At 58.5% G+C, this 13,016-nt stretch carries 13 protein-coding genes; 1 reads left to right on the top strand and 12 read right to left on the bottom strand.

Features of this window, described 5'->3' with window-relative positions:
* Position 1: 1 nt before the first annotated feature.
* From FIU92_RS06015 to FIU92_RS05975, 9 genes are all read right to left on the bottom strand, one after another.
* Positions 2-736, bottom strand: coding sequence for an ATP-binding cassette domain-containing protein (locus tag FIU92_RS06015; RefSeq protein WP_152457704.1), 735 nt, complete (start codon positions 734-736; stop codon positions 2-4).
* On the bottom strand, positions 729-1,442 hold the full coding sequence (locus FIU92_RS06010) for an ABC transporter permease (protein ID WP_152457703.1): 714 nt from the start codon (positions 1,440-1,442) through the stop codon (positions 729-731). Before FIU92_RS06010 ends, FIU92_RS06015 begins: the two co-directional genes overlap by 8 nt.
* Positions 1,443-1,599: 157 nt before the next feature.
* The gene (locus FIU92_RS06005; RefSeq protein WP_152457702.1) at positions 1,600-2,589 is read right to left on the bottom strand and encodes an ABC transporter substrate-binding protein; all 990 of its coding nucleotides are present in this window, start codon (positions 2,587-2,589) and stop codon (positions 1,600-1,602) included.
* 59 nt (positions 2,590-2,648) lie between these two features.
* Positions 2,649-3,494 carry an ABC transporter permease gene (locus FIU92_RS06000; RefSeq protein ID WP_152457701.1) on the bottom strand — a complete coding sequence of 282 codons (846 nt, stop codon included), beginning with the start codon at positions 3,492-3,494 and terminating at the stop codon, positions 2,649-2,651.
* Positions 3,491-4,408, bottom strand: a complete 918-nt coding sequence (locus tag FIU92_RS05995) for an ABC transporter permease (RefSeq protein WP_152457700.1) — start codon at positions 4,406-4,408, stop codon at positions 3,491-3,493. The genes FIU92_RS06000 and FIU92_RS05995 overlap by 4 nt, the downstream gene beginning before the upstream one ends.
* Complete coding sequence (locus FIU92_RS05990; protein WP_253283446.1) at positions 4,405-4,848, bottom strand: GNAT family N-acetyltransferase; 444 nt, start codon at positions 4,846-4,848, stop codon at positions 4,405-4,407. The genes FIU92_RS05995 and FIU92_RS05990 overlap by 4 nt, the downstream gene beginning before the upstream one ends.
* Positions 4,838-5,635 (bottom strand): ABC transporter ATP-binding protein, encoded by a 798-nt coding sequence (locus tag FIU92_RS05985; RefSeq protein ID WP_152457699.1) that lies wholly within the window; start codon positions 5,633-5,635, stop codon positions 4,838-4,840. Before FIU92_RS05985 ends, FIU92_RS05990 begins: the two co-directional genes overlap by 11 nt.
* Before the next feature lie 55 nt (positions 5,636-5,690).
* Positions 5,691-7,145, bottom strand: coding sequence for a dihydropyrimidinase (gene hydA / locus FIU92_RS05980; protein ID WP_152457698.1), 1,455 nt, complete (start codon positions 7,143-7,145; stop codon positions 5,691-5,693).
* 92 nt (positions 7,146-7,237) lie between these two features.
* Positions 7,238-8,488, bottom strand: coding sequence for a Zn-dependent hydrolase (locus FIU92_RS05975; RefSeq protein WP_152457697.1), 1,251 nt, complete (start codon positions 8,486-8,488; stop codon positions 7,238-7,240).
* Between the two features lie 172 nt (positions 8,489-8,660).
* Here FIU92_RS05975 and FIU92_RS05970 point away from each other — a divergent pair, with 172 nt between their 5' ends.
* A complete protein-coding gene (locus tag FIU92_RS05970) occupies positions 8,661-9,269 on the top strand; it encodes a TetR family transcriptional regulator C-terminal domain-containing protein (RefSeq protein ID WP_152457696.1) in 609 nt (202 codons plus the stop codon).
* 47 nt (positions 9,270-9,316) lie between these two features.
* Here FIU92_RS05970 and preA read toward each other — a convergent pair whose 3' ends face one another.
* From preA to FIU92_RS05955, 3 genes are read right to left on the bottom strand one after another with little or no spacing between them, the layout of a single operon-like run.
* A complete protein-coding gene (gene preA, locus FIU92_RS05965) occupies positions 9,317-10,621 on the bottom strand; it encodes an NAD-dependent dihydropyrimidine dehydrogenase subunit PreA (protein ID WP_152457695.1) in 1,305 nt (434 codons plus the stop codon).
* Between the two features lie 18 nt (positions 10,622-10,639).
* Positions 10,640-11,476, bottom strand: coding sequence for a methyltransferase domain-containing protein (locus FIU92_RS05960; RefSeq protein WP_152457694.1), 837 nt, complete (start codon positions 11,474-11,476; stop codon positions 10,640-10,642).
* 46 nt (positions 11,477-11,522) lie between these two features.
* On the bottom strand, positions 11,523-12,857 hold the full coding sequence (locus tag FIU92_RS05955) for an NAD(P)-dependent oxidoreductase (RefSeq protein ID WP_152457693.1): 1,335 nt from the start codon (positions 12,855-12,857) through the stop codon (positions 11,523-11,525).
* Between the last annotated feature and the right edge of the window lie 159 nt (positions 12,858-13,016).

Here is a 13,016-nt window from a genome sequence, read left to right as displayed (position 1 = left end):
TTCAAGTAACCAATCCGCCCGCCAAATAGCGGCGCGACGCATCGCTTTCGGGTGAATCCAAAACCTGTTTTGCCACACCATGTTCCACGATATGCCCGCCCTGCATCATGACCACGTCCGAGGCCAAACGACGTGCCTGACCGATATCATGCGTCACCATTACGATCCGCACGGCCCGAGCCGATGCCCGCAATATCATTCGTTCGATCATCTGGGTCGCGCTTGGATCCAAGGCGCTGGTGGGCTCGTCCAGAAACAAGGTCTCGGGGTCCAGCGCCAGCGCACGGAGAATCGCCAATCGCTGCGCTTCTCCCCCGGACAATGACCGCGCGGGTTGTCTGGCCTTGCCGTCCAGCCCGCCTTCGGCCAGCAATTCGGCGATACGGGCCTTACGGGCCCTTCGCCCCATGCCTTGACGCTTGAGAACGAAGTCAAGATTGGCCGCAACTGATCGACGCAGCAGAACCGGTTTCTGAAACACCATCGCCTGGCGGGCTTTCTGTGCCGCGCCCAGCGGTTTTCCACCCTGGACGACCTGCCCCCGATCCGGCGTGATCAAACCGTGCAAGCAGCGCAGCAACAGGCTTTTGCCTGCACCGTTGGGGCCAAGAATCAAGGTTGGCCCCGGCCCATCCAGAACCAATGACGAGACGTCCAACAACGCCTTGCCGTTACTGCGGATTTGCAGGTTCTCGACTTTCAGGCAATTCACCGCGTCGCAGAACAGGTCACGCATGACGTACCCCTTCCCGTTCGGCCCGCAGGCTGACCGCGCTGACCATCGCGTTCACGGCCACCGCGATCCCAATCAGGATTGCCCCCAGCGCCAGAGCCAGCGCCAGATTTCCCTTTGACGTCTCCAACGCGATCGTTGTCGTCATCACGCGCGTCACATGATTGATGTTGCCGCCCACGATGATCACCGCACCGACCTCGGCAATGGCGCGCCCAAACCCCGCAAGCAAGGCCGTAACCAGTGCCAGCCGCGCATCCCAGAGAAGCACGGGAACCGATGCCAGCCGCGACACGCCCAATGATCGCAGCTGTTCAGAGTATTCCTCGGCCAGCATTTCGACCACCTGCCTGGTCAATGCCGCGATAATGGGAGTGACCAACACGACCTGCGCAATGATCATGGCCGTCGGGGTATACAAAAGCTCTAGCACACCCAACGGGCCGGAACGGGACAGCATCAGATAGACCAGCAGCCCCACGACCACGGGCGGAAACCCCATCAGGGCATTCATCAGAACGATCAGCATCCTCCGCCCCGGAAACCTGGCCACAGCCAGGGCGGCACCGACGGGCATGCCGATCAGGGCAGAAATCAGAACCGCAAACACGGATACTTTCAGGGACAACAGCACAATCGCCCACAGCTCTGAGTCTCCCTCAAAGATCAGCGCGATAGCAGAGCTGAATTCTGATGCAAATCCCTGCATTTTATCCCATTGAATTCACATTTCGTATGAAATGCGCTCGTTTACAGGTAAATACTACTCTGATTTCAGGTCGAGTACAGACACATATCCGGCATTTAGAATGAAAAACGCGGCCCCGCTTGGGACCGCGCTTCAACTCCCGAAGGAAAGGCTGAGATCAATTCAGTGCAGCATCGGTGATCTGATGTGTCCAGGCCCCTTCGGGCTTTTTGGTAATAACCGGATCAGACCCGCCTGCCAGCAATGTGTTGACGGTGCGGTCGAAATCAGCCGGGTCCAGCGCGCCGTTCGACCCTGCGGTCAACTTGGCGATCTCACCCATCATACGCTTTTGGTGCTCTTCCGTCTGGGCACCGGTTGCATCGTTTTCCAGAACGATTTCCGCCGCTTCGTCCGGGTTCTCCTCGGCATATTTCCAGCCCTTCATCGACGCGCGCACGAACCGCTCCATCTTGTCGGCGAAAGCCGCATCGCTCAGGTTCTCTTCCAGCACATAGAGACCGTCTTCCAGCGTTGCCACGCCCTGGTCTTCGTATTTGAAGGTCACCAACTCATCCGGGCTGACACCGGCATCGATGACCTGCCAGTATTCATTGTAGGTCATGGTGCTGATGCAATCCGCCTGACGCTGAAGCAACGGGTCGACGTTGAAGCCCTGCTTCAGAACTTCCACTCCGTTTTCGCTTTTGCCATCGGTGCTGATGCCCAACTGGCTCATCCAGCTCATGAAGGGAAACTCGTTGCCAAAGAACCAGACACCCAGCGTGCGGTTTTTGAGGTCTTCGGGCGACGAGATCCCGGCGTCTTTCCAGCAGGTCAGCATCATGCCCGAGCTTTTGAACGGTTGCGCGATGTTCACCAGCGGCAGCCCTTTTTCACGGGCAGCCAGCGCGGCAGGCATCCATTCGACGGTCACATCGGCACCACCGCCTGCAATCACTTGCGTCGGAGCGATGTCAGGCCCGCCGGGCAGAATGGTGACGTCCAGCCCCTCTTCTTCGTAAAAGCCCTTGTCCTTGGCAACATAATAGCCCGCGAACTGTGCTTGCGTGACCCATTTCAGTTGCAATGTCACCTCATCCGCCGCCAGCGCCGCACTGGCTGCCAGGCTAAAGGCGGCAACCGCCCCGCTGAGTAGCTTGTTCATCTTCATTTCTCCTAGTTGCTTGTTGTGCCCCAATTTCGGGGTCTGTTGATTTCTTTGTTTTATCCGCGCTGTGACGGGTGCCAGAAGGTCACCACTTTTTCGATCCCCGCCACCAGCCCATAAAAGGCCGTGCCGGCCAGTGCCGCAACAACGATTTCGGCCCAGACCATGTCCAGCGACAATTGCCCGACACTGGTAGAGATCCGGAACCCCATACCAAGTGTCGGTGAACCGAAGAACTCGGCCACGATAGCGCCGATCAGAGCCAAAGTGGTGGAAATCTTCAACCCGTTGAAAATGAAAGGCATCGCTGCGGGCAAACGCAGTTTCATGAAGCTCTGCCAATAGGTTGCGGCATAGGTTTCCATCAGATCGCGCTGCATCGAGGTGGCTTCCCGCAGGCCTGCCACGGTGTTGACGAGCATCGGAAAGAACACCATCACAACCACCACCGCCGCCTTGGAGTGCCAGTCGAACCCAAACCACATCACCAGAATGGGGGCGGTTCCGACAATCGGCAGGGCGGCCACGAAATTGCCGACCGGCAACAGGCCCAGACGCAGGAAATCCCAGCGATCCACCGCAATCGCCATCAGAAAGGCCGCGATGCACCCGATGACATAGCCGCTGAGCGCGCCCTTGATGATGGTCTGCACAAAGTCAGCCCACAGGATCGGAAGGCTGTCCGCAAACCGCACCGCAATCACCGACGGCGCTGGCAGGATGACCAGAGGAACCTCAAGCCCGCGCACCAGAAGCTCCCAGATCCCGATGACCGTCAGGCCAAAGATCAGCGGGGCCAGAAACCGCACCATTCGGGTGTCAGCATAAGGCCCGCAGGCCAACCGGCTGTTCAACCACCAGCCCAAAAGCCAAAGCAGGACAGCACACAAAACCAGTATCATTGCGCCATCCCCATCCGTTTCAATACGGCCCGTTCAATCAGCCCCAGCAACCCGACCAGGCACGCCGCCAGAATGGCAGCCGCGAACAGGGCCGACCAGATCTGTACCGTCTGACCGTAATAGCTGCCGGCAAGCAACCGCGCGCCCAGACCGGCAACAGCCCCTGTCGGAAGCTCACCAACAATGGCGCCGACCAGCGACGCGGCGATCCCGATTTTCAGCGAGGTGAACAGATACGGCATGGATGCCGGCAGGCGCAATTTCCAAAAGCCCTGAGACCGGCTGGCGTTATACGTCCGCAACAAGTCCAGCTGCATCGCATCGGGGCTGCGCAGGCCCTTGACCATGCCGACGACAACCGGAAAGAAACTCAGATAGGCCGATATTATCGCCTTGGGAATGATGCCCTGGATACCAACGGAATACAGCACCACAATGATCATCGGCGCCAGCGCGATGATCGGAATGGTTTGACTGACAATGGCCCATGGCATGACCGACAGGTCCATCACGCGGCTATGCACGATACCCACGGCCAGAAGGATCCCCAGGCCGGTGCCAATCGCAAACCCAAGCATCGTCGCGCTGAGCGTGACCCAGCCATGATAGATCAGCGACCGTTTCGAAGTGATCTTTTTCTGGACCGTCGTTTCCCACATTTCCACGGCGACCTGATGCGGGGCCGGCAAACGAGGCCTGTCCTGTTCCCACGTGGCCGGGATGGCGAATGTGTTGTTCAAAACAAGACCAACCTCAGACATGTCCCGCCGGTCCTTGGCGGATGGCGGCTGCACGATGGCCCCCGCGCGTTCCTGTTCGGTCAACACGCCCTTTATGTTCATCGGAATACAGGCCACGTACCAGAACAAAACAATTGCGGCGATGACGGTGAATACGGCGGTGACTTGCTTCATGCACGCCACTCCATCCGATATACGGGCACGGTATCCGGCGGCACAGGGGGTTCCTCGGCCGTCACTTCAAACCCTTCACGGCGATAAAAACGTTGCGCCGCCGTATTGGGCCGGTGCGTCGTCAGCCAGAGAAAATTTCGGCCCTCTTTTGCTTTGTCGACAAGGCGCTTGCCGATACCCTGCCCCGTCCGGCTGCAATACAGCGCGCCGATTTTATTCTGTGCCGGGTCCACTGACATGTAGCAATCGACCGGATCACCTGCGACCCACATTTCGCGGCTGTCGAATACGTCACTGATCAGCTTTGCCAGCTCGTCGACAGGAAGTTCGTCGGGCATCCAGTCCGTTTGCGTGGCCCAGTCATGAACAACCTTGGCGCAGGCAGGCACATCGTCTGGCGCCGCGCGCCGGATCTTATCCGCATTCAGCTCAGCCGTCATTGGAATGCCCACCCCGCAAACCTTCGCGCACCCGATGCGCGACCTCGATGAATTCCGGGGTGTCGCGAATGTCCAGCGGCCGTTCCTTGGGCAGCGGGCTGTCAATCACATCGGCGATCCGCCCGGGCCGTGGGCTCATCACCACGATCTTTGTACTCAGATAAACCGCCTCGGGAATCGAATGCGTCACAAATCCGATCGTCTTTTCCGTACGCGCCCAAAGCTCAAGAAGCTGCTCGTTCAGATGGTCCCGCACGATCTCATCCAGCGCCCCGAACGGCTCGTCCATCAGCAGGATATCCGCGTCGAACGCAAGGGCCCGAGCAATACTGGCCCTCTGCTGCATCCCACCGGACAGCTGCCAGGGAAACTTGCCGCCAAACCCTTCCAAATCAACTAGTTCCAGAACCTTTCTCACCCGCTCATCCTGTTCGGCAGCAGGGTATCCCATGATCTCAAGAGGCAGTTTTATGTTCTTTGCAATGGTGCGCCAAGGATATAGGCCCGCCGCCTGAAAGACATACCCGTACGCCCGGTTTCGACGCGCCTCATCAGGCGTCATGCCATTGACGGTCAGCGTCCCGCCCGTAGGAGTCTCAAGGGCTGCGATACAGCGCAGAAAGGTGGTTTTGCCACAGCCGGACGGCCCGATGAAACTGACGAAATCGCCCTTGTCGATTGTCAGGTTCACGTCTTTAAGCGCGTGTATTGGCCCATCATTGGTCTGGAATGTCAGGTCCAGCTGCCTTGCCTCGATGACGGGCTGGGTCGTGCTTTCAGTGTTCATTTTATTGCCTTGAAAAGAGTGGTGTCAGGGCCGCCAGCAAAGTGGCCCCAACTGATCAAACACCGGTCGCCGGAATTCCTGTCCGCTCGACGGGTCTTGGGGCGGTCAGCTCTTTCCAGGTGCTCAGCGCCTTGTTGACGGTGGTGTTCGCCTCACGCGCGACAAAGTCCCCATGACCTTCCTGCGTCCGGATTTCACCGTCATGCACCGCCACCTGACCCCGCGTCAGGGTAAAGCGCGGCAGACCTTTGACCTCTTTGCCCTCGAACACATTGTAGTCGATCGAAGATTGCTGCGACGCGGCGCTGATCGTCTTGCTTTTCTCAGGATCCCAGACAACAAGATCAGCATCCGCCCCAACCAGAACCGCACCCTTTTTAGGGTAGCAATTCAATATCTTGGCAATGTTTGTTGAAGTGACAGCCACGAATTCATTCGGCGTCAGACGCCCAGTGTTGACCCCATGTGTCCACAGCATCGGCATCCGGTCTTCCAGCCCGCCGGTGCCGTTCGGGATCTTGGTGAAATCCCCGACGCCAAAGCGTTTCTGTTCGGTTGTAAAGGCGCAATGATCGGTTGCAACCACGCTCAGCGTTCCCGATTGCAGGCCATTCCACAGGCTGTCCTGATGCTGTTTGTTGCGGAAGGGAGGGCTCATGACCCGTCGCGCCGCGTGGTCCCAATCCTGATTGAAATATTCACTTTCGTCCAATGTCAGGTGCTGGATCAGGGGCTCTCCCCACACCCGTTTACCCTGCATTTTTGCCCGGCGGATGGCTTCGTGCGCCTCTTCGCACGAGGTGTGTACAACATACAGCGGGACACCCGCCATGTCCGCGATCATGATCGCCCGATTGGTGGCTTCACCTTCCACCTGCGGCGGGCGCGAATACGCATGTGCCTCGGGGCCGGTATTGCCTTCAGCAAGCAGCTTGGCACTCAGTTCTGCCACCACATCCCCATTCTCGGCATGCACCAGGGCGGTACCGCCAAGCTCGGCAAGACGCTTGAACGAGGCGAACAGCTCATCATCATTCACCATCAGCGCGCCCTTGTAGGCCATGAAATGCTTGAAGGTGTTGATACCGCGCGTCTCGATCACGGTTTTTATGTCGTCGAACACCTGTTCCCCCCACCAGGTCACCGCCATATGGAACGAATAATCACAATTCGCCCGGGTCGACTTGTTGTCCCAACGTTTCAGCGCATCCAGCAGGCTTTCACCCGGATTGGGCAGTGCAAAATCGACAACCATGGTGGTACCGCCCGCCAGGGCCGCCCGCGTCCCGCTTTCAAAGTCATCACTGGAATAGGTGCCCATGAACGGCATTTCGAGATGGGTATGAGGATCAATCCCGCCCGGCATCACAAAACAGCCGGTTGCGTCCAGTTCCTTGTCCCCCGTCAGGTTCATACCGATTTCGGTGATCACGCCGCCCTCGACCAATACATCCGCCTTGTAAGTCAAATCCGCGGTGACGACGGTTCCGTTTTTGATGACAGTACTCATTTTGAACTCCCTGATGCGGTCTGCGCCGCTTGCTTCATCTGGCCAAAAATATCCCGGGGGAGTCGCCCTTAGGGCGACGGGGGCAGCGCCCCCTATTCCACGATTTCGGCAGTCTCGACCACGGCATGCAGCAGTACATCCGCCCCGGCTGCGGCCCATTCCTTGCTGATTTCTTCGGCTTCATTGTGGCTCAGCCCGTCAACACAGGGGCACATGATCATCGCGGTCGGCGCAACCCGGTTGATCCAGCAGGCATCATGCCCCGCGCCCGAGATGATATCAGTGTGCGAATAGCCCAGCCGTTCGGCTGCGTTTCGCACGGCCGATACGCAAGCATCGTCAAATTTCACCGGATCGAACCCGCCGACTTTCTCGAATTCGATCTGAAGACCCATTTCGTCAACGATGTCCTCGGCAGCCACCCGCAGGCGGTTTTCCATGTCGGTGATCACCTCCAGCTCGGGCGAGCGGAAATCGACCGTAAACACCACCTTGCCCGGGATCACATTGCGTGAGTTCGGGTAGACATCGATATGCCCCGCCGCGCCCACCGCATGCGGAGCATGAGACCATGCGATCTCGTCGACTTTCTCCAGGATCCGCGCCATGGCCAGCCCGGCATTCTTGCGCATCGGCATCGGTGTCGATCCGGTATGCGCGTCCTTGCCTGTTACCGTGATCTGCGTCCAGCTCAGCCCCTGACCATGGGTGACGACGCCGATATCCTTGCCTTCGGCTTCAAGGATCGGGCCCTGTTCGATATGCAGTTCAAAGAACGCGTGCATCTTGCGGGCGCCCACCTCTTCATCACCACGCCAGCCGATCCGGTTCAGCTCATCCCCGAACTTTTTGCCCTCAGCATCTTCGCGGTTGTATGCCCAGTCTTGCGTGTGCATCCCGGCAAATACGCCCGAAGACAGCATCGCCGGCGCGTAACGCGTGCCTTCTTCGTTTGTCCAGTTGGTGGCGACGATCGGATGTTTCGTCTTGATCCCCAGGTCGTTCAGCGTCCGGATCAGTTCCAGCCCTCCCAGGACACCCAGCACGCCGTCAAACTTACCGCCTGTCGGCTGCGTATCCAGATGCGATCCCACGTAAACCGGCAGCGCGTCCGGGTCAGTGCCTTCGCGGCGGGCAAACATGTTGCCCATCTGGTCAAGCCCCATGGTGCACCCTGCTTCCTCGCACCATTTCTGGAACAAGGCGCGGCCTTCCGCGTCCTCATCCGTCAAGGTCTGGCGATTGTTGCCACCAGCGACACCCGGGCCGATCTTGGCCATCTCCATCAGGCTGTCCCACAACCTGTCGCCATTGATCCTGAGATTCTGCGCCGGAGCTGCCATGTTCATCTTCCCTGTTTGCTGGCGAGTTGGCTCGCTTTTGATGTCTTGATTTGACCATATGGTCAAACTCACGCTATCACGGGTTCGGTATCAGTCAAGAATTTGCGCGGTTCAGCTGAAATTTTCAGTACGTCCCGCACCTGTTCGACGAAAAAAGAGACACGCTGAAAACATGCCAAAAGACCGCGCACCAACCCGTATTCAGAAAAAGAACCGCGCCGCGATTCTAGAGGCCGCTCTGAACGTGTTTTCAGCCCACGGGTTTCGCGGCGCAACCGTAGACCAGATCGCGGCAGAAGCAGGTCTGAGCAAGCCGAACCTGCTGTACTATTTCCCATCAAAAGAAGCGATCCATACTGAATTGCTGTCCGGCCTGCTGGATACCTGGCTGGCTCCGCTGCATGATCTGGACGCCAATGGCGATCCGATGGAGGAAATCCTGGCATACATTCGGCGCAAGTTGCAGATGAGTCAGGAGCTACCACGGGAAAGCCGCCTTTTTGCCAACGAGCTTGTACAGGGCGCGCCGCGTATTCACGATGCATTGTCCAATGACCTCAAGACACTGGTCGACGAAAAGGTCACGATCCTTACCGGCTGGATGGATCAGGGAAAAATCGCGCGGGTGCACCCCTACCACCTGGTGTTTTCGATCTGGGCCTTGACGCAGCACTATGCAGATTTCGATGTTCAGGTTCGTGCAATTCTGGGCAACGAAGATCCGTTCGAGGGCGCAGAAACTTTTGTTGACACGTTGTACCGCAAACTTCTGAGCCCCTGAAAAAAGGGGCCGAAAAAACGGCCCCTTTACGATCTGTCGCAATCCCCTCATTCGGCCGCCTTGGCCATCGGGTTGTTCGGATGCGTCGTCCAGTTCGCATAGGTTGGCTGAACTTCTTTTCCGGTCCGGGGATCAACCTCGCCCGCTGCCATCGGCACCATATCGATGCAGCCTTCGATCGGACAAACATCGACGCAGAGGTTGCAGGCGACGCATTCGTCATCCATCACCTCAAAGACGCGGTCCTCGGACATGGAAATCGCCTGGTGGCTGGTGTCTTCGCAGGCCGCATAACACCGGCCACACTTGATGCACTGATCCTGATTGATCTTCGCCTTGGCGACGTAGTTGAGGTTCAGATACTGCCAGTCGGTGACATTGGGCACCGCACGTCCGATCACTTCATCTATGCTGGAATAACCCTTCTCATCCATCCATTCCGACAGCCCTGCCGTCAGTTCGTCGATGATCTTGAAGCCATAAGTCATCGCAGCGGTGCACACCTGAACGTTGCCGCAACCCAACGAGATGAACTCGGCCGCGTCACGCCAAGTGGTGACGCCGCCGATGCCGGAAATCGGCAGGCCCCGCGTCGCCTCGGCCCGCGCGATCTCGGACACCATCGACAATGCAATGGGCTTGACGGCGGGGCCGCAATACCCACCGTGGCTGCCTTTGCCGTCAATGGACGGTTCAGGGCTGAACGTGTCCAGATTGACGCTGGTGATCGAATTGATGGTGTTGATCAGCGACACCGCATCCGCGCCACCGTTTCTGGCTGCCGCAGCCGGTTTGCGGATGTCAGTGATGTTCGGCGTAAGCTTAACGATGACCGGGCGGTCGTAATACTGTTTGCACCAGCGCGTGACCATCTCGATATATTCCGGAACCTGCCCCACGGCCGAGCCCATGCCGCGTTCGCTCATCCCATGAGGGCAGCCGAAGTTCAGCTCGATCCCGTCCGCACCGGTTTCTGCCACGCGTGGCAGAATGGCCTTCCATGCTTCTTCCTCGCACGGAACCATGATCGACGCGATCAAGGCGCGATCCGGGTAATCGGATTTGACCCGCGCCATTTCCTCGAGGTTCACTTCGAGAGGGCGATCCGTGATCAGCTCGATATTGTTCAGGCCCAGCAAACGGCGGTCGGCCCCGTAGATTGCGCCATAGCGCGGGCCATTCACGTTCACAACCGGAGGTCCTTCGGCGCCCAGCGTTTTCCAGACAACCCCGCCCCACCCGGCCTCAAATGCACGGCGCACATTGTATTCCTTGTCCGTCGGCGGCGCAGAGGCCAGCCAGAACGGGTTGGGGCTGGAAATACCCAGAAAGTTTGTCGTCAGATCGGCCATGGCTTCTCCCTTCCCGGCTCAGCCGGTTTTTTTGAATATCATTTCGGTCGGGCGAATACGCCCGGCCTTGAGGTTTTTGACGTAGTTTTGGAACTTTTCGGGCGCCGTTTCGCCCATCATCAGGTGGATTCCCAGCGGCGCTGGTCCGGTCTCGGCTATCTTGGCAAACACGTCTTCGAAGAACTGGATCGCAAACGCAGTGCGGTCTGTTTCGGCAACCAGCTCAAGACCAGCCGCGGCCGCGGCGTCTTTGTATACCTCCGGCGCGTGAACAAAGGAGGTTTCCGGCAAAGTGGACCAGGGAAGCGGAAAATCCAGCGGCTCATCCACCTCTCCGCCCATGACGTCGAACAGGGCAAAGGTGCCACCGGTGGCCAGAACACGTGACACTTCCGCAAACAGCCCCGCTTTGTCTTCGATATTCATGCCCACATGCATCATGACGGCAAGGTCGAACCCGGCATCCGGCACAGGCATGTCCAGAGCACTGCCAACGTGAAAGCTGGTCTTTTCGGAATGTCCGACCAGATCGCTGAGCGCAGTTGCGGTTTCCACGAACTCGGGCGTCAGATCGACCCCTGTCACCGTTGAGTCATATTTGTCCACTATGTACCGGGATGTGCCTCCGATACCGCATCCGACATCCAGAACGCGTGTCGCATGGGTCGGGGAAAGTTGCGCAAACAGGTTGTCGGTCGCAAGAACGCCGCCTGTATGGAATTCATCCCCCGCCTTCAGATCAGCGACCGTGGCCGCATCCGGGTCGATGCCGCTGGCCTCAAGCGCCGCGCGGACGCGTTCGGTCAGTGCACCGGTGGTATAGTGTTGAGCAACGGCTTGTTCGATCTGGGACATGGGAATACCTCAGCAGCGAAAGGAATGGGGTGAATACCCCACCCTATCACGAAACGAGCGTTGCGTGGATGTCCATCGCTGCGTCCCGACCTTCGGCAACGGCCGTTACGGTCAAATCTTCGCCGCCCGCAGCGCAGTCACCGCCGGCCCAGACACCAGCCAAGGAGGTTCGGCCAGCGCCGCTGACGGCGATCTTGTTGCCATCCAGCGTCAGGCCTTCGGGCGCGCCCTCCAAGGTCTGTCCAATGGCCTTGAGAACCTGATCGGCCTGCAAGCGGATCGTTTCTCCGGTGCCGATGAGCTGACCGTTCTGGCTGGATGTATATTCCAGCTCGATCTCGGTCGCGGTACCATTGCCGTGGATGGCCACCGGCTGAACATTGGTCATGATCCGAACGCCATGCGACGCTGCCAGGTCCTGCTCGTACCGGCTGGCCCCCATGGCATCCCGGCCGCGGCGATAGGCAATCGTGACGTTTTCGGCGCCCAGAAGCTTGGATTTCACGGCGGCATCCACAGCCGTCATGCCCCCGCCGATGACGACCACATTCCGTCCAACGGGCAGATCGGCAAGGTCGCTGGCCTGCCGCACGTCCGATATGAAATCGACCGCGGCCCGCACACCGTCCTTGTCGACGCCGCCTGCACGCAAGGCGTTGACACCGGCAAGACCGATGGACAGAAACACCGCGTCGTAGTTTTCGACCAGCCCATCCAATGAGATGCTTTCGCCCAAAACCGAACCGGTCTCGATTGCAATCCCTCCGATTTTCAGCAGCCAGTCCACCTCGGCCTGTGCAAAATCGTTGGTCGATTTATAGGCCGCGATACCATATTCATTCAGGCCGCCGGGTTTGAGCTTGCTTTCGTGGATCACCACGTCATGGCCCAGCATCGCCAGCCGATGGGCACAGGCCAGACCCGCAGGCCCGGCCCCCACAACGGCAACTGTCTTGCCGGTCGAAGGCGCACGTTCAAACGGATGCACACCCGAGGCCATGATTTCATCGGTGGCGAAACGTTGCAGGCGCCCGATCTCAACCGGTTTGCCTTCGGCGGCCTCGCGAACGCAGGCCTCTTCGCACAGCGTTTCGGTTGGACAGACCCGAGCGCACATTCCGCCCAGAATATTCTGTTCCAGAATCGTGCGCCCTGCTGATTGCGGTTGACCGGCTTGAATCTGGCGAATGAACAACGGGATATCGATATCCGTTGGACAGGCCGTCACGCATGGCGCGTCATAGCAGAAATAACAGCGATCTGCGGCTACTGCGGCCTCATGCTGCGCAAGCGGCGGGTGCAGATCGGTGAAATTCGAGGTCAGCTCATCGCTTGAAAGCCGCCCGGCTACGATACCGGGTGCCATCTGGCCCTGTGCCATCACTCTACTCCCTGTAGATATGTTTGTTATGCTCTCAGCTTGCCACAAATAAATTTTTTATCAATTGGTAAAATTTGCCAAATGGTCAAAAAATGAAAAGCCTTGCAAAAACAACTGTGTTTTTGGGCACTTCGCCCGCGGATTAAGCATGAAAAGCGT

The organism is Ruegeria sp. THAF33, from assembly GCF_009363615.1.
Lineage (GTDB): Bacteria > Pseudomonadota > Alphaproteobacteria > Rhodobacterales > Rhodobacteraceae > Ruegeria.
The sequence above is the reverse complement of the archived record's forward strand: the minus strand, read 5'-3'. Positions and strand labels throughout refer to the sequence as shown.

Bases quoted from the DNA above. Each gene is read 5' to 3' on its own strand.
- FIU92_RS06015 (WP_152457704.1), bottom strand. From the start codon at position 736: ATGCGTGACCTGTTCTGCGACGCGGTGAATTGCCTGAAAGTCGAGAAC.
- FIU92_RS06010 (WP_152457703.1), bottom strand. From the start codon at position 1,442: ATGCAGGGATTTGCATCAGAATTCAGCTCTGCTATCGCGCTGATCTTT.
- FIU92_RS06005 (WP_152457702.1), bottom strand. From the start codon at position 2,589: ATGAACAAGCTACTCAGCGGGGCGGTTGCCGCCTTTAGCCTGGCAGCC.
- FIU92_RS06000 (WP_152457701.1), bottom strand. From the start codon at position 3,494: ATGATACTGGTTTTGTGTGCTGTCCTGCTTTGGCTTTTGGGCTGGTGG.
- FIU92_RS05995 (WP_152457700.1), bottom strand. From the start codon at position 4,408: ATGAAGCAAGTCACCGCCGTATTCACCGTCATCGCCGCAATTGTTTTG.
- FIU92_RS05990 (WP_253283446.1), bottom strand. From the start codon at position 4,848: ATGACGGCTGAGCTGAATGCGGATAAGATCCGGCGCGCGGCGCCAGAC.
- FIU92_RS05985 (WP_152457699.1), bottom strand. From the start codon at position 5,635: ATGAACACTGAAAGCACGACCCAGCCCGTCATCGAGGCAAGGCAGCTG.
- hydA (WP_152457698.1), bottom strand. From the start codon at position 7,145: ATGAGTACTGTCATCAAAAACGGAACCGTCGTCACCGCGGATTTGACT.
- FIU92_RS05975 (WP_152457697.1), bottom strand. From the start codon at position 8,488: ATGGCAGCTCCGGCGCAGAATCTCAGGATCAATGGCGACAGGTTGTGG.
- FIU92_RS05970 (WP_152457696.1), top strand. From the start codon at position 8,661: ATGCCAAAAGACCGCGCACCAACCCGTATTCAGAAAAAGAACCGCGCC.
- preA (WP_152457695.1), bottom strand. From the start codon at position 10,621: ATGGCCGATCTGACGACAAACTTTCTGGGTATTTCCAGCCCCAACCCG.
- FIU92_RS05960 (WP_152457694.1), bottom strand. From the start codon at position 11,476: ATGTCCCAGATCGAACAAGCCGTTGCTCAACACTATACCACCGGTGCA.
- FIU92_RS05955 (WP_152457693.1), bottom strand. From the start codon at position 12,857: ATGGCACAGGGCCAGATGGCACCCGGTATCGTAGCCGGGCGGCTTTCA.